16 protein-coding genes are annotated in these 16,765 nt (G+C 53.4%); 2 read left to right on the top strand and 14 right to left on the bottom strand.

Going from position 1 to position 16,765, the window contains the following annotated elements; translation table 11 throughout:
* Both MCACP_RS05310 and MCACP_RS05305 read left to right on the top strand, forming a co-directional pair.
* Positions 1-1,368: a Mur ligase family protein gene (locus MCACP_RS05310; protein ID WP_406678331.1), complete on the top strand. Its 1,368-nt coding sequence runs from the start codon at positions 1-3 to the stop codon at positions 1,366-1,368.
* Positions 1,328-2,068: a type 1 glutamine amidotransferase gene (locus MCACP_RS05305; RefSeq protein ID WP_406678330.1), complete on the top strand. Its 741-nt coding sequence runs from the start codon at positions 1,328-1,330 to the stop codon at positions 2,066-2,068. Before MCACP_RS05310 ends, MCACP_RS05305 begins: the two co-directional genes overlap by 41 nt.
* 109 nt (positions 2,069-2,177) lie before the next feature.
* Here MCACP_RS05305 and mtnA read toward each other — a convergent pair whose 3' ends face one another.
* From mtnA to MCACP_RS05235, 14 genes are all read right to left on the bottom strand, one after another.
* Positions 2,178-3,227 (bottom strand): S-methyl-5-thioribose-1-phosphate isomerase, encoded by a 1,050-nt coding sequence (gene mtnA, locus MCACP_RS05300; RefSeq protein ID WP_406678329.1) that lies wholly within the window; start codon positions 3,225-3,227, stop codon positions 2,178-2,180.
* Positions 3,224-3,817, bottom strand: coding sequence for a class II aldolase/adducin family protein (locus tag MCACP_RS05295; RefSeq protein ID WP_406678328.1), 594 nt, complete (start codon positions 3,815-3,817; stop codon positions 3,224-3,226). Before MCACP_RS05295 ends, mtnA begins: the two co-directional genes overlap by 4 nt.
* 21 nt (positions 3,818-3,838) lie before the next feature.
* The gene (locus MCACP_RS05290) at positions 3,839-5,281 is read right to left on the bottom strand and encodes an amidohydrolase family protein (protein ID WP_406678327.1); all 1,443 of its coding nucleotides are present in this window, start codon (positions 5,279-5,281) and stop codon (positions 3,839-3,841) included.
* Complete coding sequence (locus MCACP_RS05285; protein WP_406678326.1) at positions 5,278-6,060, bottom strand: MTAP family purine nucleoside phosphorylase; 783 nt, start codon at positions 6,058-6,060, stop codon at positions 5,278-5,280. Before MCACP_RS05285 ends, MCACP_RS05290 begins: the two co-directional genes overlap by 4 nt.
* Before the next feature lie 16 nt (positions 6,061-6,076).
* Complete coding sequence (gene udp / locus MCACP_RS05280) at positions 6,077-6,934, bottom strand: uridine phosphorylase (protein ID WP_406678325.1); 858 nt, start codon at positions 6,932-6,934, stop codon at positions 6,077-6,079.
* Positions 6,931-7,746, bottom strand: a complete 816-nt coding sequence (locus MCACP_RS05275) for an energy-coupling factor ABC transporter ATP-binding protein (RefSeq protein WP_406678324.1) — start codon at positions 7,744-7,746, stop codon at positions 6,931-6,933. Before MCACP_RS05275 ends, udp begins: the two co-directional genes overlap by 4 nt.
* A 2-nt stretch (positions 7,747-7,748) precedes the next feature.
* Positions 7,749-8,618: an energy-coupling factor ABC transporter ATP-binding protein gene (locus MCACP_RS05270; RefSeq protein WP_406678323.1), complete on the bottom strand. Its 870-nt coding sequence runs from the start codon at positions 8,616-8,618 to the stop codon at positions 7,749-7,751.
* Positions 8,599-9,504: an energy-coupling factor transporter transmembrane component T family protein gene (locus MCACP_RS05265; RefSeq protein WP_406678322.1), complete on the bottom strand. Its 906-nt coding sequence runs from the start codon at positions 9,502-9,504 to the stop codon at positions 8,599-8,601. Before MCACP_RS05265 ends, MCACP_RS05270 begins: the two co-directional genes overlap by 20 nt.
* A 63-nt stretch (positions 9,505-9,567) precedes the next feature.
* Complete coding sequence (locus MCACP_RS05260; protein WP_406678321.1) at positions 9,568-10,170, bottom strand: hypothetical protein; 603 nt, start codon at positions 10,168-10,170, stop codon at positions 9,568-9,570.
* Between the two features lie 70 nt (positions 10,171-10,240).
* Entirely contained in the window at positions 10,241-11,257 is a 1,017-nt protein-coding gene (locus MCACP_RS05255) for a LacI family DNA-binding transcriptional regulator (RefSeq protein ID WP_406678320.1), read from the bottom strand.
* Between the two features lie 178 nt (positions 11,258-11,435).
* The gene (locus MCACP_RS05250) at positions 11,436-12,389 is read right to left on the bottom strand and encodes a D-alanine--D-alanine ligase family protein (RefSeq protein WP_406678319.1); all 954 of its coding nucleotides are present in this window, start codon (positions 12,387-12,389) and stop codon (positions 11,436-11,438) included.
* A 354-nt stretch (positions 12,390-12,743) separates the two neighbouring features.
* A complete protein-coding gene (locus MCACP_RS05245) occupies positions 12,744-14,942 on the bottom strand; it encodes a phosphodiester glycosidase family protein (RefSeq protein ID WP_406678318.1) in 2,199 nt (732 codons plus the stop codon).
* A 108-nt stretch (positions 14,943-15,050) separates the two neighbouring features.
* On the bottom strand, positions 15,051-15,731 hold the full coding sequence (locus MCACP_RS05240) for a metallophosphoesterase (RefSeq protein WP_406678317.1): 681 nt from the start codon (positions 15,729-15,731) through the stop codon (positions 15,051-15,053).
* A gap of 21 nt (positions 15,732-15,752) precedes the next feature.
* Positions 15,753-16,760 (bottom strand): isocitrate/isopropylmalate dehydrogenase family protein, encoded by a 1,008-nt coding sequence (locus tag MCACP_RS05235; RefSeq protein WP_406678316.1) that lies wholly within the window; start codon positions 16,758-16,760, stop codon positions 15,753-15,755.
* Positions 16,761-16,765: the final 5 nt, after the last annotated feature.

The raw sequence follows: 16,765 nt of genomic DNA, 5'->3' as shown, positions 1-16,765 counted from the left end.
TTGCTGCGTACTTTCCTGGCCCTCTGGGCCGGCCGCCTGGCAGCCTTTATATGCCGCCTTTTGCAACGGGGTGGTACCTCCCTGCCGGGCTATTTAGCCCTGAAAATTGACCCGTATTTAATGGGCCGTTTAGCCTCCAGGTATGAAAAAGTTATCATCGTTACCGGGACCAACGGCAAGACGACGACCACCAACCTCCTGGCCTCAATTTTTCGGGCCGCAGGGTTGAAGGTGGTTCATAACAGCGAAGGGGCCAATATGCCCGCCGGCGTAACCACGGCCCTCCTGGCCCGGCGGGGAGAAATTGCCGTCCTGGAAGTAGATGAAGGTACCCTGGGCCTGGTGACCCGCCATATCAAAGCCGATATGGTGCTCATTACGAATTTACTGCGGGATCAATTAGACCGCTACCATGAGCTGGAGCAGCTGGCGGCAGCCATCAGCCGCGCCCTGGCGGCGATCCCGGCGGCCACCCTGATCCTTAACGCCGATGATTCCCTGGTCACTTCCCTGGGTCGTGGAAGGGAGAAGGTCCGCTACTTCGGCCTGGCGCGGACGCCCTGGAGCCAGGAAACAACCAGCGAAGTCCTGGAGGGCCATATCTGTCCCCGCTGCCGCCGGCCCCTGGAGTTTAATTACTATCATTACAGCCACCTGGGGGATTATTTCTGCCCGCAGTGTTCGTACAGCCGGCCACCTGCGGAGTATGAGGTCAGGGATTTAGAGCTAAATTCCGGAGGAGCCCGCTTTGACCTTGTTTACCCAGGCGGCAAACTGCCCCTTCGGTCCCCCATGCCGGGGATTTATAATGTCTATAATGTCCTGGCCGCTGCCAGTGCCGCCCTGCAATTAAAGATTGACCCGGCAACCGTCGGCCGGGTGGTGGCGTCTTTCCTCCCCGGCCAGGGCCGGGCCGAAACCTTTGGCCTGGGGAACAAACATTTGACCTTGATGCTGGTAAAAAATCCCACGGGCTTAAGTGTAGCCCTGAAGACTCTGACTGCCGGCCGTGGCAAAGCGACTTATCTCCTGGCCATCAATGACCTGGCCGCCGACGGCCGCGACGTCTCCTGGCTTTGGGATGCCGACCTCAGTCCCTTGCTCCAGGCTCCTTACCACCGGATTATCTGTGCCGGCCTGCGTGCCGGTGATATGGCCATTTGTCTCAAATACCAGGGGGTAAAAGAGGCGGACCTCAAGGTTATCCCCGACCAGGAAGAAAGTGTCGACTTTTTACTGCAAGAACCAGTCGACGAAGGCCTCATTCTCTGTACCTATACCAACCTGGCCCTGTACCGCCGCATCCTTAAAGCAAGGGGGGCTGTCAGTGAAGTTACGCCTCTGCCATCTCTATCCGGAACTCCTTAACCTCTACGGTGACCGGGGTAATGTCTTAATCCTCTGCCGCCGAGCTGAGTGGCGGGGTATCGCGGTGGAAGTGACCCGGATCTCTCTGGGTGATAAGCTGGACCCGAAGGCCTATGACCTTTTCTTCCTGGGCGGCGGCCCCGACCAGGAACAGGGGGTGGCGAGTGCCGACTTACTGGCAAAAGGTCCCTGGCTTAAGGAAGCGGTGGAAGCAGGCGCGGCCCTCCTGGCCATCTGCGGCGGCTACCAGCTGCTGGGGGAGTATTACCGCACCAGCACCGGAGAAACGTTGCCGGGCGTAGGCCTTTTTGCCGCCTATACCGAGGCTGGGAACAAACGCTTAAAGGGCAATATTGCCATCCAGGTGGAGGAGTTGGGTACGGACCGGCCGGTGATTGGTTTTGAAAACCATGGCGGCCGTACCTTCCTGCAGGGCGCCCGGCCCCTGGGGAAAGTTATCTACGGCGACGGCAACAACGGTACCGACCAGACGGAAGGTGCCCGCTACCGGAACGCTATCGGCACCTACCTTCACGGGCCTTTATTGAGTAAAAACCCCCACCTGGCCGATTACCTCCTCCGGCTGGCCCTACAGCGCCGTTATGGCGAAGTCGAACTGCCACCCCTCGATGATTCTTTGGAGCTGTCCGTTAATGAAGCAGTCTACCGGCGCTTTTTGCCCACCAAAGGTAAGTGGTAAACAGTTTGATCATCAAAAACAGTGCCCGGGGTCGCACCTCCGGGCGTCATCGATACCGCAACTTCAGTTTTTGCAGTTACGCAATTTTTTCAGCTTCGTATGTCAATTTTTACCCAAATAATTCCACCAGGTTCTTTTCAAATGGGGGAAAGATTACGCCTTTTTCCGTAATGATGCCGGTAATGAGGCGATGGGGCGTAATATCAAAGGCGGGATATAGGGCCCGGGTTCCTGGTTGAGCAATAGGCTGCCCTGCCAGGGTAAGAACCTCTGCCGCATCCCGCATCTCCACCGGGATCGCGTCGCCGCTCGGCGTATTTAAATCAATGGTATGGCTGGAAGTTGCCGTATAAAAGGGCACGTTGTTGTCGTGAGCCGCCAGGGCATGGAGGTATGTTCCGATTTTATTGGCCAGATCGCCGTTACGGGCCACCCGGTCCGAACCTACCACCACCAGATTTACCATACCCTTTTCCAGGCAAAAACCCGACATGTTGTCGGTAATCAAGGTAAAGGGGATACCCAGGCGTTTGAGCTCCCAGGCCGTAATGCGCGCCCCCTGCAGGTAGGGACGGGTCTCGTTGACCAGGACGCTGATTTTTTTGCCCTGTTCCCAGGCGCGCCTGATAACAGATAAGGCCCGCCCGCCGTAACCGGCACCGGCCAGGGCGCCGGAATGGCAGTGGGTCATAATGGTATCCCCGTCGTGGATTAAGGCAGCACCGGCCTCACCCAGGGCCAGCTCGAAGTTCAGCTGCCGGCGGACGATATCTAGCAATCGCTGTACTACCTGTTCTTTAAATTGCCTCGGGTTTAGATCGCTTCCGATTTCATCAACTGTTTTGGCCAGGTTTACTGCCGTGGGCCGGGTAGCTTTAAGGGCAGCCAGGTCCCTTTGGAAGGCTTCCAGGCTGTCATTCTTTAAGCTGGCCAGATAGGCTCCCCAGGCACCGGCCAGCCCCAGGGCTCCGGAACCCCGGATGATCATATCTTTAATGGCCGTGCATAAATCCGCTACGGTATAAATTTCAAGGTAAACCGTCTTAAAGGGTAACCGGGTCTGGTCAAGTATAATGACCTTTTCACCTTCACCCCAGATGGGAAGGAGTAAATTGCGCTCTCTTAACTCTTGTACCAGCGCATTTACCAGCCGCGTCATAAATACCCCCCCAGAGCCTTAATCTGGAGCATCGCCAGGGCCACTTTGGCGTTATCCTCCAGGTAATCCATCAAATCATAGGCTTCCTGGAGGTCTTTCCCTGCCGTTACCGCTCCGTGTTCTACCATGGTAATGGTATTAATCCTGGTACCCTGGTACTGCTCAATAACCAACCTGGCCAGTTCTGCCGAACCGGGCGGGGCAAAAGATATATTGGGCACCTGTTTCAGGTAGGCCCGGGCGGAAACGGTAACCAACGGTAAGGAGCCGTAGGTGTTGGCAAAAGCAATAGCATATGGCGGGTGGGCATGGATGACAGCTCCCACTTCCGGCCGGCAGCGGTAAATACCGAGATGCAAGTTAATCTCTTTGGACGGTTTTCCCCGTCCTTCAACCAGATTGCCGTCCATGTCTATTAGTATACAATCCACCGCCCGAACCCGGCCGAGGGAACAGCCGCTCCTTTTAATCAGGACATAATTGCTATCCGGAATGCGGACGCTAATATTACCTCCGGAACCGCTGCTAAACCCGCGCCGGTAAACTTCATGACAGACTGCAATCAATTCTTCCCGCAATTGGGCCAACATCTTTGTATCCCCCGCTTTTATTTAAACCAAATAATAGGCGCGGTAGGCGGCCTCATAAGCTTCCCGCAAGGCAGCCGCTTGCGCTAGAATCGGGCGCGACCGTTCGACTAAATTCCTGCCTATCTCTACGGCTTCCCGGCGCAAGTCTTTTTCGTCAAAAACAAGGATACGCCCTTGTACCATTACCGGCCGGCCGTCTATGAACACATCGCGAACAGCAAGTCTGGTTTCATTCAAGATCAACTGGGCCGGTATATTGGTAGCCGGTGCCAGGGCCGGGCTATTGTTAGATACAATTATTAGATCAGCCCGGTAACCGGGTTCTAATCTGCCGGTCACACCTTCCCAGCCCGTTGCCGCCGCGCCATTTACCGTAGCCATCGGCCAGAGGTCGCTAACGCCGGGCCATAACTTATAATCCGGCTCCTCCAGGCGTGCCAGCAAGCCGGCCCAGCGCATGGTTTCTAAGAGATTATGGTTCGTACCGCAGTTCAAGCCATCCGTACCCAGGGCGACACGAATATTGTCCCGGAGATAAGCAATCAACGGCGCCCGCCCGCTGCCCAGCATGGCATTGCTGGTAGGGTTGTGGACTACCATGCTGTCCCGCTCAGATAGTAATGCCCGTTCCTTTTCCTCCAGCCATATGGCATGGGCGACTGCCGTTTGCGGTCCCAGCAACCCCGCTCGATCCAGCTTGGCAACCAGGCTGCTGCCCGCCCGGCAGGCTGCCATCGCCTGCCATTTTGTTTCCAATAGATGGGTATGAATGGTTAATTCATATTTCCTGGCCAGTTCGGCAGCCATTTCTAATAGTTCCATGCTGGCCCGCTGGGGAGCATTGGGACCCACCACAACCTGCATGGTGCCTCGGGGTTGGTGATATTCCTGTAAGGCTGCTAAATAAAATTCCCTTAGCTCTTGCACCGAACGATGTGGTACTGCTTCAAGATTGCGGCGTAATTCCCGGGGCAACCGTTCGGCCACCCCGGGGACAACTAAATGCTCGTAAACATCGCTTAGCATTGGGGCCAGGCTAACCCGAAAGCCAGACCGTTGATAAGCCTTTGCCGCTGCCGCCAGCCGGGATAAGTGCGGGAAATGGTCGAGACAGCAAGTAACGCCGGCATGCAGCATTTCCGCTACCCCGAGGAGAACGCTGACGGCAATCTCCCGGTCGGTTAGAAGCCCTCCCAGGGCCACGGTAGCTATTGACCATATTTCCAGGGGTTCCCCCCAGGTTGTACCTTTTAACAAGTTGGTATAGGAGTGATAGTGGGCATTAACCAGGCCGGGTAATATGAGGCAGCCCCTTACATCCCAGACCTCTTCCCCGGGTAGGGGCTTGATCTCTGGTGCCAGGCCATCGATATAAGCACCGTTAAGGCGTATATCGCCAGGCTGGAAATTTACACTGCCGTCCTTAAGCTGGAATACATATCCGCCCCGCAAAAGCACGGTCATTTTTTTAGCTGGCTTGCCCGGGCAGCCAGGGCGCTCTCATAAATAGCCTGGCAGCGGCAGCTACGTTCTTCCGGCACCAGGGTAATCGCCTTTAATAACAGCTGGCTCAGTTTAGCGCGGTTTTCCTGTACCACCTGTCTATGGGTTTCCAGGTCCGGCGGCACTTCGGAAATTCCCGCCGCCAGGTCGGTTACAATGGCCACAATGGCATAGCACATTCCCAGTTCCCGGGCCAGGACCGCCTCGGTGGCGTTAGTCATACCGACGACATCCATCCCCCACTGCCGATATAACTTTATTTCCGCACTCGTTTCATACCTGGGACCGTCGACACAAATATAGGTGCCTTTTTTATGAAGGGATAAATCAATCTCTGCCGCCGCTTTCAGGAAATAAGCGCGCAGTTCCGGGCAATAAGGATCGCTCATATCTACTGAATATTTGTTAAAGCTCTTGGGCCTGTTGGTGGTCATATCAACGAATTGATCGAGTAAAACCAAATCGCCTACCTGCATCTCCGGGTTCAGGGAGCCTACCGCCGAAGTGCCTAAGATCCGGGTAATCCCCACCTCTTTGAGGGCCAGGAAATTGGCCCTGTAATTTACCTGGTGGGCCAGAAATTCATGGTTTTTACCGTGTCGCGGTAAAAAAATAATTTCTTTACCTTGATAGTGACCCCGGAACAACTCCACACTGCCGTATTCATTGGTTGCCTGCAGTGGCCGGGCTTCCTCTAACAAATTATAAAAACCGGTCCCGCCAATGACCGCTACGGGCATAGGTTAATCATCTCCTTTATTTCAATAACCCCGGGAAAAAATATTTTTTACCGGCTTTTTGCTTTAAGGCATCCCATTCGGCGAGTAAACGCACCGCCTCATTGGCCGTCGCCACTGCCTTTTCAATGCCGTCTTTTTTATAGACCATTTCATTTTTGACCCGGTTGGCCACTACCGTAAAAACTGCCCCGGCCCGTAACTTAAAAAGCTGGCTTAAGGTAAGCACCGTAGCCGCTTCCATCTCAAAATTGAGAACACCGGCTTTGATCATGTCTTCAACAATATGCTCCATAAAGCTCTGCCGGTAACCGCCAAATCCGGGCCGGCCCTGGCCGCAGTAAAAGGAGGCAGTCGTACAGGCCAGGCCCACATGGTAAGGAATATTAAGGTTTTCCGCAGCCTGGATCAGGGCCAGTACCACCTCGTAATGGGCCAGGGCCGGATAGGCAAGTTCTACGTATTGCGGGCTGGTACCGTCATGGCGCACCGCCCCCGCACAAATAATCAAATCACCACAATTAATTTCTTCCTGTAAAGCCCCGGTGGTTCCAACTCTGATAAAGGTTTTCGCCCCCAGTTCGGCCAGCTCTTCCAGGGCGCTAGCCGTAGACCCTCCCCCCGCCCCGGTAGAACAGGCAGAAACCGGCGTCTGGCCAATGGTTCCCGTATAGGTTACATGTTCCCGGTACCGGCTGACGGCACGCGCAGTATCCCACTTAGCGGCTATCAGGGGAACGCGCTCCGGGTCCCCCGGCAGGAGGACATACTCGGCAATATCCCCTGGACGGCAGCGGATATGGTATTGCACTTTATCCTCCGTTTGCGGTCTTAGAGCCCCGGTATTCCACTTGACACTTTCGGTCACGGCAATCACCTTTCCTTTATAGAGGTATATAAATCTGCTATTGTCAGGGCCGTATCAGTGATACCGTACGGCACCAGTTTACGGCTGAGTTCAGTAATCTGGGGCGGCAATAAACCTGAGCGTTGTAAGATGCTATCGTCTTTAAACACTTCCCGGGGTAAACTGTCGGCAATAATTTCGCCATTGCTCATTACTACAACCCGCTTATTCAATTCGCCGACCAGCATCATATCGTGGGTAATTATTACCACCGTATGGCCTTCTTTTTCTAATTCGCCAATAAACTTCAACAGCTGCTGGCAACCGGCATAATCCTGGCCCGTCGTCGGCTCGTCGAGGACGATTATCGCCGGGCGCATGGCCAGAATGGAAGCAATGGCCACCGTCTTGCGCATACTGAGGTTAAGATCATAAGGGTTGTCTTCCAGCTTATCCTTTAAATTAAAGCGAATGACAACTTCTTTTACCCGTTGGTTAATCTCCTGCTCCGGCAATTTGAGATTGCGGCAACCAAAACTGAGTTCATCCCGGACTGTGGGTAGAAAGGTCTGGTGATTGGGGTTCTGGAAAACATAACCTACTTCCCTGGATAGCCGGGCAATACTCACTTCCCTGGTATTCATTCCCTTTATCCAGACATTACCTGCAGTTGGCTTGAGGAGCCCGTTAAAGTGCTTGACCAGGGTCGTTTTTCCGGAACCGTTCTTGCCCAGTATGGCTACTACTTCTCCCTTTTGAATGGCCAGGTTAACACCTTTAAGGGCTTTAACCCCCCCAGGGTAAACATGCACCAGTTTTTCCACCTTAATGATGGGTTCCATGTTCAACCCTCCCCATGGCCTTTTCCTTGCAGGTACTGCGCCAAACCGGCAACGGCCCCTTCTACGGTCAGGAAATAATCAATGCCCGGGTATACATCTTGCTTCAATAAATGCGCCAGTTCCGTTACCTGAGGGGGACGAATACCGCAGGTTTTGATCTTTTCCACCTGGGAAAATACTTCTTGAGGGGTACCAAAAGCCTGTTGCTCACCATTTGCCAACACAAGGACCTTGTCACAATATAGCGCCACCCGCTCTATTTCGTGTTCGATAATCACGCCGGTAAATTTCCTGGCTTTAAGCTGGGCCAGAACTGTAAAGACTTCCGTTTTACCTGCCGGGTCCAGCATGGAGGTTGGCTCATCGAAAATCATTATCTTGGGCTGCATGGCCAGGACGGCTGCAATGGCCAGCCGTTGTTGCTGCCCTCCCGACATGGCCAGGGGATTCCGCTCTTCAAAACCGCTCAGTCCTACCATGGCCAGGGCTTCTTTGATACGCTTCAGCATTTCATCCCGGGGTATACCGAGATTGGATAATCCCAGGGCAACCTCTTCCGCCACCGTCGTTTGAGAAAGTTGAATTTCCGGTTCCTGGAAAACAAGACCTGCATGGCGTACCATTTCGGCTATGGTTGTTTGGGGCACTTCTACCCCATCAACCCTTACAGAACCTTTTAATTCGCCGCCGATTACATTGGGGATTAACCCCATCAGGCACATGGCCAGGGTTGTTTTACCGGCGTTATTGGGTCCAACAATGCCCAGGACTTCACCATAATCTATTTCAAAGGTAATATCTTGCAAAGCTGCTCTGGTAGTATCGGGGTAGAAATAGGTTAAATGCTCCACCTTAATTGCTTTGGCCGGCAAGACTGCCACCACCTTTAGCTACTAGTTTGGCCAGCCAGCTGGTACCAAAAAGAAGGGCAGTTATAATCCAGGACCCATATAAAATGCTAATTAATATACCGCTAGCGGGCATGAAAACAACGTTCCCGTTAACGAACCTTAAAATGACCAAACCGCCTAGCAGAGTACCAAGGATCACTAATGTTACCAGGTCAAATGTTTTAAAGGCAACTTCATATAAATAGGTGCGCTTACCCTTGATGCTAAACCCGCGGCATTCAAGCACATATGACAGGTCGCGCATTTTAATAAAGGTAATTATAAATAGGGGTACAAAAACAGGGATTAAAGCTTTTACTCGATTAATCAAGCTGGAAGTAACGTCCACACAGCGCGCCTGCTGGGCCTCCATGACATTTTGGGCTTCTTTGAGCATCATTGGGATGATCTGTAATGTTGCCAGGAGCATGAAGGCAATTATGCTGGGAAAACCGCTTTTGATTAAAGCTGTCGACAGGTCGCTGGGTTTGGTGCTTACCACAAACAGCGCCGCGGCAATACCTATGGCCATTAAACGGCAGGCCATCACGGCACCGTAAAGCAGGCTTTCCTGTTTAAAAGCCAGCGGACCAAGCTGCAAGATCACGGTTTTACCGGCAGCGTTAAATAAACCGTGAACCGTTAAAATAAAAATGGCGAAAAGGAGCATTAATTTGGCCGCTGCAATCAAAGCCTGCTGCAGCCCGCTTATTAAAGCCAGGAAAACCAGGCTGGCTAAAATGATTAATTGTATGGTGGGATCGTAAAAAAGGAACACAGCGATAATAACAAATAACAGGAAGAAGATTTTTGTCCTGGGGTCCAGGCGGTGCATCAGACCGTTTCCCGGCATATATAAAGTACCCACTCAATATCCCTCCGGGGATGGCTGGAAAGGAATGGCTATTCCTTTCCAGCCATCATCAATTTATTATTCTCCTATCTCTAGCGACCTGGCGGTGAGTAAACCCTTAATTTCTCTGGCATTGGGCAGGTATTTGTTGGGAAAATATTTCAGGATTATCCAAACTAGCCAGAACTGGATAGCTTTATCAACTACCGTGGGTCCAAGATTGGCCAGGAAAGAGGCGCTAAATACTTTTTGTCCGGCTGCCATTAGCCCGGCAGTAAAGATATCGATGGTATTCCCAGTAAAACCGCCAAAAACATAGGTAGCGACTACAGCCGAAGCGGCAGAAGCAATCACCCCGTCTATGGCCCCACCGATAATGACCAGATAAACCTTTTTAAACCAGCCCATCCGGAAAAACATATAGGCAAGCAATAAGATAACCCATCCTACCCCAGTAAAGGGGAAATAAGTCCAGCGAACTGTCAAAGCTAAAATTGTATTCGTCAGCAGGCCGGTAACCATCCCCCAGACCGGGCCTAAAACAATGGCCGTGATGATCGAGCCCATATTGTTTAAAAACAGGGGGATTTTCAGGGCTTCAACGACATAGTTGGCTACCCAGTTAAGGGCAACGCCGGCGGGAATCATCGCCGCCACAAAGGTCATGCGGTTACTTTTCATTCCTGTTCCTCCCTTGCCTCTTTTTGCAAGTTTGTTGACAATTTTAATTTGTGAACTTATATCATAAACATCACCTCCTTAAAGGTCCGGTGGAATCCCTTATCACCAGCCGCGGTAAAAGAGTAACAACTTTAGGGGAACTACGCCGTCCTTGAATTCTTTCGATCACCATCTCCGCCGCCCTCGCGCCCATCTCGGCCATAGGCTGGGCCACGCAGGTTAACCTGGGAAAAGTTATTGTCGCAAGGCTGGTATTATCATAACCAAGGATTGAAAGTTCCCCTGGCACTTCTATTCCCATTTCCCTGGCAGCCTCCAAAGCACCTATGGCAATTAAGTCATTAGCAGCGAAAATAGCCGTGGGAGGGTCTTCCAGCTGTAAAAGCTCCCTTGCTTTTTGATAACCATTCTCAATTTTAAAAGCACCGCCCCGGATTAGTTTATTATCCCTTGCCATTCCGTTGTCAACCAGGTAGTTCAAGTAACCAGTAAGGCGCTCTTTAGAGGATAAGGTCGACGGCAAACCGTATATGAACCCGATGCGCCTGTGGCCCAAAGATGTCAGGTATTGCATGGCTTCTGTTGTACCGAGAGAATTGTCTACTAAAACAGTATCAATGGTACATCCCTCTATCCGGCTTCCGATTAATACCATGGGAAAATCCGGTTGTTCTTGGTAAAGCTTCTTTATGTTGTGATTGTTAATTTCCGGTGTAGTAAAAATGATACCATCGATTCTTTTCTGGCGTAAAATGGTAATATAAGCAGCTTCTTTTTTTAGGTCGTTATCAGTGTTGCAGACAATTACGTTGTAATGATTCTCCGCTGCTTTATCTTCTACCGCCCTGGCAATTTCGGCATAAAAAGGGTTGGCAATGTCGGCGATAATCAAACCCAGGGTATGGGTATTTTTTTTCATCAGGGCTGCGGCAAGTAAATTGCGTTCATATCCCAGTTCTTCTATCGCCTGTAAAACGCGTTCCCGGTTACTTTCCTTTACCCGGGAACTGTTATTCAAAACCCGGGATACGGTGGAAATTGACACCCCGGCCTTTTTAGCAACATCATAAATAGTTGCCCCGGCCATAACCCTTCCTCCTGAAAGCGCTTTCATTACCTGGGAAAAAAATATTTATTGAAAGCGCTTTCTCTTTTTGTTAAAGCATATATTCGACACTATTTAAAAGAATCCTTCTTCCTTAGCCAAAAATAAATTTAAAATTAAAGGAGCAATCTTCACCGGTGATACAAAGGAACAGATATACTTACGCCGAGGATACTTGGAGGAGCTGCGTTTCGCAGCGGTAGTGGTGCAACAAACCCAGAGCCGGAACTACCAGTTCCTGTAATTTACCGCTGGGCGCCAGGCCATATTCCAGCAGCGACTGGTAGAGGATGAAATTAATAAACTGGCTGTATCTTAAACCGGCAGCCATAGCCATGGCCGTCAGGGAGGCCGTGGGACTCAAAGAAGGCGTCCCGTTCACATCAATGATATAGACCCCTCCCTCGCTGTCAGAGCGCAGGTCAATTCTTAAGGCGTCCCTGGCCCCTGTGGCCGCCAGCACTTTGACGGCCAGTTCGCTTAAAATTTGATAACGCCTGTCCCCCGGAAAAATATGTTCAGTCATATCTGGGCCGCCCTTAACGGTAAGAGTCCTAATTTTTTGATAAAGAAAAGCTATAGATGGCAAGACGTAACAGGGGGATCGACCGATTAAGCCGACGGTAAACTCCTGGCCGGGGAGGTACTTTTCCACCAGCACCGGCAACTCGCCCAAGGTATCCAGGAGGGTATTTACCTGGTATTCCAGTTGGGTAAAATTATATACCACCGAAGCGTCGCTGATGCCAATGCTGCTACCGCCGCCATTGGGTTTAACAAATAAAGGAAATCCCAGTTCCGCCACCGCCCGGTCCATCTGTTGCCGCAGTAACCCTCGGACCGGTTCGAGCACCAGGTAGGGTGGTACCGGCAAACCGTGTTGCTGTAAAACTTGATAGGTAAGGTTTTTGTGACGGCATATCTCCATGGTCACCGCGGGAGAATGGCTGGCAGGAATGCCGTACTTCTGCAATAAAAACCGTACCGCAGCAGCACCGCTGCCGTCATACAGGGTACGGGGTTCGTCGAGAAAACCTTCGGCCAGGACAAAGGCCAGGTGGGGAGTCGGCTGGCGGGAAAGGGATTTTTTCCAGCTGGTGGCGGCTGCGGACATTAACAGGGTAAACCTCGTTGCCGCCTTCCAGTAACGCCCGGTAAATTTGCCTCACGGTCTCCCAGGAGAAACAATCACTGTAGGGTCCCCGGCGCTCCCGGGCGGGGACGGCGTTAAAAAGGAATAGTATGCGCAGCAAAAAGTTCCTCCTCCCCGATCTAACAGGTAACCTGTTCTTGATAAAACAATCATATTATACCACATGCCTGTCTCTTATTTAAATAGCTTACTTACCTAACCCATAGCTTAATTGATTATTAAAGTGCCCGGGTAATCTTCCCGGGCACAATTCTTTAATCTTTTATCCAGGGCATTTTTAAGCATGATTTAATGCCGGGGGTAACCGGGAGCAAATTATTTCTCGTTAAACACCAGGTCCAGCTCAGCCTGTAAAAAACCTTCTTTCATGGCGACAAAACTATAGCTCCCCGCTACCCCGGCCGTAAACCGGATTTTACCTTGAGCATCCGTCCGGCCCAGGTCCAGGCTGCCTTCCTGGACAGCAACATACTTTCCAGAACAATAACCTTCCCGGCCGTCCGGCAGGCGCACCTGCAGCCAGCCGTTTTCCAGCCTGGCCAGGACAGCCAGCCGGTAACCTGCCGGTACCAGGGTGATGGCTTTATACCCTGTTCCCGGACCTGTCCTCACATAGAGGGCTCGGGCCGTTACCCTGCCCCACGTCGTTGCCGGCTGGACCTGCTGGACCGCCGCCCCCGCTACCGGCGCACCGTTTTGGCGAACGACCAGGGTTACTTCCTGCCCGGCTACGGGCCGGCCCTCTAGAGCCAGCTCCAGGGCGGGATTGATTGCGGCTACCGCTTCCCGGTCGCCCAGCCTGACCTTGACCCAGGCATTACGCGCCGGCCCGGCCAGTACTAGCTGCCCTTTTTCCGGATCAAACCGGCCCAGCCCTTCACTGACCGTCCACCGGTACAAAGAGCTGTCGACATAGATTTTGTTACCCCCGGCATCAAAGGCCGTTACTGTAAACTGCTGGACAGCACCGGGCTGCAGGGTGGCAATGGCCGGGGCAATTTCCAGCCTGTATACCTTATCGACGACAGTAATCCCGGCGGTAGCTTTGATTTCCCCTATCCGGGCGGTAATCTCCCCCTGGCCGGGGTTATCGGCCTGGAACAGGCCGGGGGAAATAAAGCGGCCCACATTCCCTCGCACCTGCCAGTTCACACCGGCAGGTACCGGTGCAGGGTTATAATAATTATCCTGGGCCTTGAGGCTGAACTGCACTTTGCTGCCTCTATACACCTTTATGGCCTCGGGAAGAAGGTATAAACGGCTGAGTCGACCCCGGGGGGCGGTGGAAAAAACCACCAGGCCATTGGTAACCGGCCTTTCCTGCCCGTCGGAAGGTTTGTTTAAAATCGATAAATCGTACTCGCCGGCATTGCGGGCCGCCAGCACTGATGAACCGCCACCGTCAAGGTTCAGGGCCGCGACTATCCCCCTGGCCTGCATAAATGCGGCCAGCTCGTAAAGGGTCATACCCTGACTGTAGCCGGGCTGGCGGCCGTCGGCGACCACTATCTCCAGGCGGCCGTCCTTCGTGACGCCGATTGCCGTCCGGGGATGGCGGGACCGCACCAGGGGGTCCGTGCTGTTGGCGGGCAGGACGACCTGCCCGTTTTGCAGGATAATCTCATGGCCGCCCACAGCCTGGACAACATCATGCCAGCGCGTATCGGTAAACCTGATGGTGAAACTAACCCTGTCGCCAGCATGAAGCTGTTTTAAAAACTCCTGGGCCTTCCCGTGGCCGGAGAGGACTACCCCGTCCGGCGGGATGGGGTTATTACCCTTGTCGTCAATCCTGGCAGCCACGACGCCGGTATATGTACGGCCTGCTTTAACGGGCAGGTCAAGGCCTTGCAAAATTATCTCCGTACCGTAGTCATTGGTGCCGGTGCTGGCCGCAAAGGCCGGGGTATAGAGGACCAGCATGTCGGCCCCCCTTTCCCGGTTGACGTGGGCGATAGGGTAGGTGTAAACCACCCGGGCCACGCTTCCGTCTTTTTCGGGTACTTCTCTGGTCACCTCCAGGTAAGCGGCCATGACAGGAGTCCCGATAATGACTTCTTTGTTCCCGGTCAACCCCAGGGCCGGAAACCCCTGGGGACTGGTTAACAGCTCGCCGTTGCTTATCTGCAGGCCGATGGGCAAATAGGGCGCCCGGGTGCTGTAGAAATCACCATTTGTAGCCGCTACGGCAGCCTTGCCTTCCCTGGCCAGCCTGGCGGCCATAGCCGTGGGTCTTTCCAGGTCAAGGGCCAGGTTGCCGTGAGATAAGACTGTCTCCATAACCGTAAACCTGTCCCGGGGATCGATAGTTAAGACCTTCACCGCCTCCTTATAGCCGGGAGCAGTAATTTGGTAGGCCGAATACTGCACTCCAGTGGCCAGAGGAATTTTTTCTTCCTCAGGTACCACCTGCCAGGAAGCGGCTGCCAGGGACAGCAGGGGATGGACCAGCAAGCCGGCAGCCAGGAAAACAGCCAGAAAGGCAGATAAAACCCGTTTCCGTATGTAGCGCATAACTTTTCCTCCAAAGTAGAGACCTTCCATTATCTATAGACGTCCTTAAGGGCCGTAAAGTTCCTAAAACTCAGCGACCTGTCCCCATCATATGGACAGGTCGCCGTTTTAACAGGATACCAGAACCGGGGTAAAATTAACATAATCGGCAGCCACCAGGTGAAAGTTAATGCCCCATTCCTCCCCTGCCAGGGCTTTTTCCTGGTCGGCGCCGTGGAGGTGTCCGTAATAACAGTGGCTGACGCCATAGCTCTGCATCAATCTTATAAAATCGGTCGCTTCGCCACGGCAGGCCGGGGGAAAATGCATCATCACGGCCAGGGGCTCTTCCCGGCGCAGCTTCTGCACGCCATTCAGGGCCATTTCCAGGCGCAAAACTTCTCGCCGGTAAACCTTCCCATCCGTCTCTTCATTGTAAAGAGGGTGCTGGGGGACCAGCCAGCCCCGGGTGCCGCAGACGGCCATTCCGGCAATGATCTCCGGCTTTAAAAGGGCAAGATCCGCATCAAGGATGGCCGCCGCCATCTTGCGCTCGGTTTGCCACCAGTAGTCGTGGTTCCCCTTCAGGATGCGCTTGGACCCCGGCAGGGACTTGAGGAACTGCAGGTCGGGCAGGGCATCGTTGAGGCGCATGCCCCAGCTGATATCTCCCAGGATTAAAACTGTATCCCCGGGGTTGACCACCCTCTCCCAGCGGGCGGCGAGTTTTTCCCGGTGGTTCTCCCAGACCGGCCCAAACATGGCCATATCGCGACCCAGGTGCAGATCAGCTATGGCAAATAAGGCCACTCCTACCCCTCCACCAGGCAGCTACGCCTTCTCCAACTGCCTTACTATGGCGTCGGCCATTTCGCTGGTACCGGCAGTGCCGCCCAGGTCGTAGGTTAAGTATTTTCCTTCGGCCAGGACAGCCTGGATAGCCTTCTGAATCCTCGCGGCAGCTTCTTTTTCGCCTAAATGCTCCAGCATCATCACCCCGGAGAGAATGGTTGCCAGGGGGTTAACCTTGTTCTGGCCGGCGTATTTGGGTGCGCTGCCGTGGATGGGTTCAAAAACAGCCGCCCGGTCGCCGATATTCGCCCCCGGCGCCACCCCCAGGCCGCCTACCAGGCCGGCACAGAGGTCGGAAAGGATATCGCCGTAGAGGTTGGGCAGCACCAGGACGTCATATTGTTCCGGTTTCTGCACCAGCTGCATGCTCAGGTTGTCCACAATACGGTCGTCGGCAGTTAGATCGGGATAATCTTTAGCCACTTCATAAAAAGTCCGCAGGAAAAGCCCGTCGGTGAATTTCATGATATTGGCCTTGTGCCCGGCCGTCACCCTTTTCCTGCCGTTGCGGCGGGCATATTCAAAGGCCGCCCGGGCAATACGCTCGGAACCTTTGCGGGTGATAATTTTAATGCTTTCCGCCGCTTCCTCACCTACCATATGTTCTATGCCGGCATAGAGATCTTCAGTGTTCTCTCGAAAAATGACCAGGTCGACACCCTGGTAGCGGGAGGGTACATTGGGCAGGTTACGGGCCGGGCGAATATTGGCATAAAGGTCAAGTTCCTTCCGTAAAGCAACATTGACACTGCGGAAACCGGTGCCTACCGGCGTGGTGATGGGGCCTTTAAGGGCCACGCCGTTTTTACGAATGGAAGCCAGGGTTTCCTCCGGCAGTACGCTGCCGTACTTCTCCTGGGCCGTCTCCCCGGCCGCCACGACTTCCCACTCGAGTTCAGCCCCGCTCGCGTCCAGTACCCGCCGGGCCGCAGCAATAAGTTCCGGGCCGGTACCATCTCCCGGTATCAGGGTAACCACATGCTTCAACCAAA

The sequence above is a fragment of the Neomoorella carbonis genome, from assembly GCF_045278715.1.
Lineage (GTDB): Bacteria > Bacillota > DSM-521 > Neomoorellales > Neomoorellaceae > Neomoorella > Neomoorella carbonis.
Note: the sequence above shows the minus strand (reverse complement) of the source record. Positions and strands in the feature narration are given on the sequence as shown.

Bases quoted from the DNA above. Each gene is read 5' to 3' on its own strand.
- mtnA (WP_406678329.1), bottom strand. From the start codon at position 3,227: ATGACGCGGCTGGTAAATGCGCTGGTACAAGAGTTAAGAGAGCGCAAT.
- MCACP_RS05290 (WP_406678327.1), bottom strand. From the start codon at position 5,281: ATGACCGTGCTTTTGCGGGGCGGATATGTATTCCAGCTTAAGGACGGC.
- MCACP_RS05275 (WP_406678324.1), bottom strand. From the start codon at position 7,746: ATGGAACCCATCATTAAGGTGGAAAAACTGGTGCATGTTTACCCTGGG.
- MCACP_RS05245 (WP_406678318.1), bottom strand. From the start codon at position 14,942: ATGCGCTACATACGGAAACGGGTTTTATCTGCCTTTCTGGCTGTTTTC.
- MCACP_RS05295 (WP_406678328.1), bottom strand. From the start codon at position 3,817: ATGTTGGCCCAATTGCGGGAAGAATTGATTGCAGTCTGTCATGAAGTT.
- MCACP_RS05285 (WP_406678326.1), bottom strand. From the start codon at position 6,060: ATGCCCGTAGCGGTCATTGGCGGGACCGGTTTTTATAATTTGTTAGAG.
- MCACP_RS05260 (WP_406678321.1), bottom strand. From the start codon at position 10,170: ATGAAAAGTAACCGCATGACCTTTGTGGCGGCGATGATTCCCGCCGGC.
- MCACP_RS05255 (WP_406678320.1), bottom strand. From the start codon at position 11,257: ATGGCCGGGGCAACTATTTATGATGTTGCTAAAAAGGCCGGGGTGTCA.
- MCACP_RS05250 (WP_406678319.1), bottom strand. From the start codon at position 12,389: ATGTCCGCAGCCGCCACCAGCTGGAAAAAATCCCTTTCCCGCCAGCCG.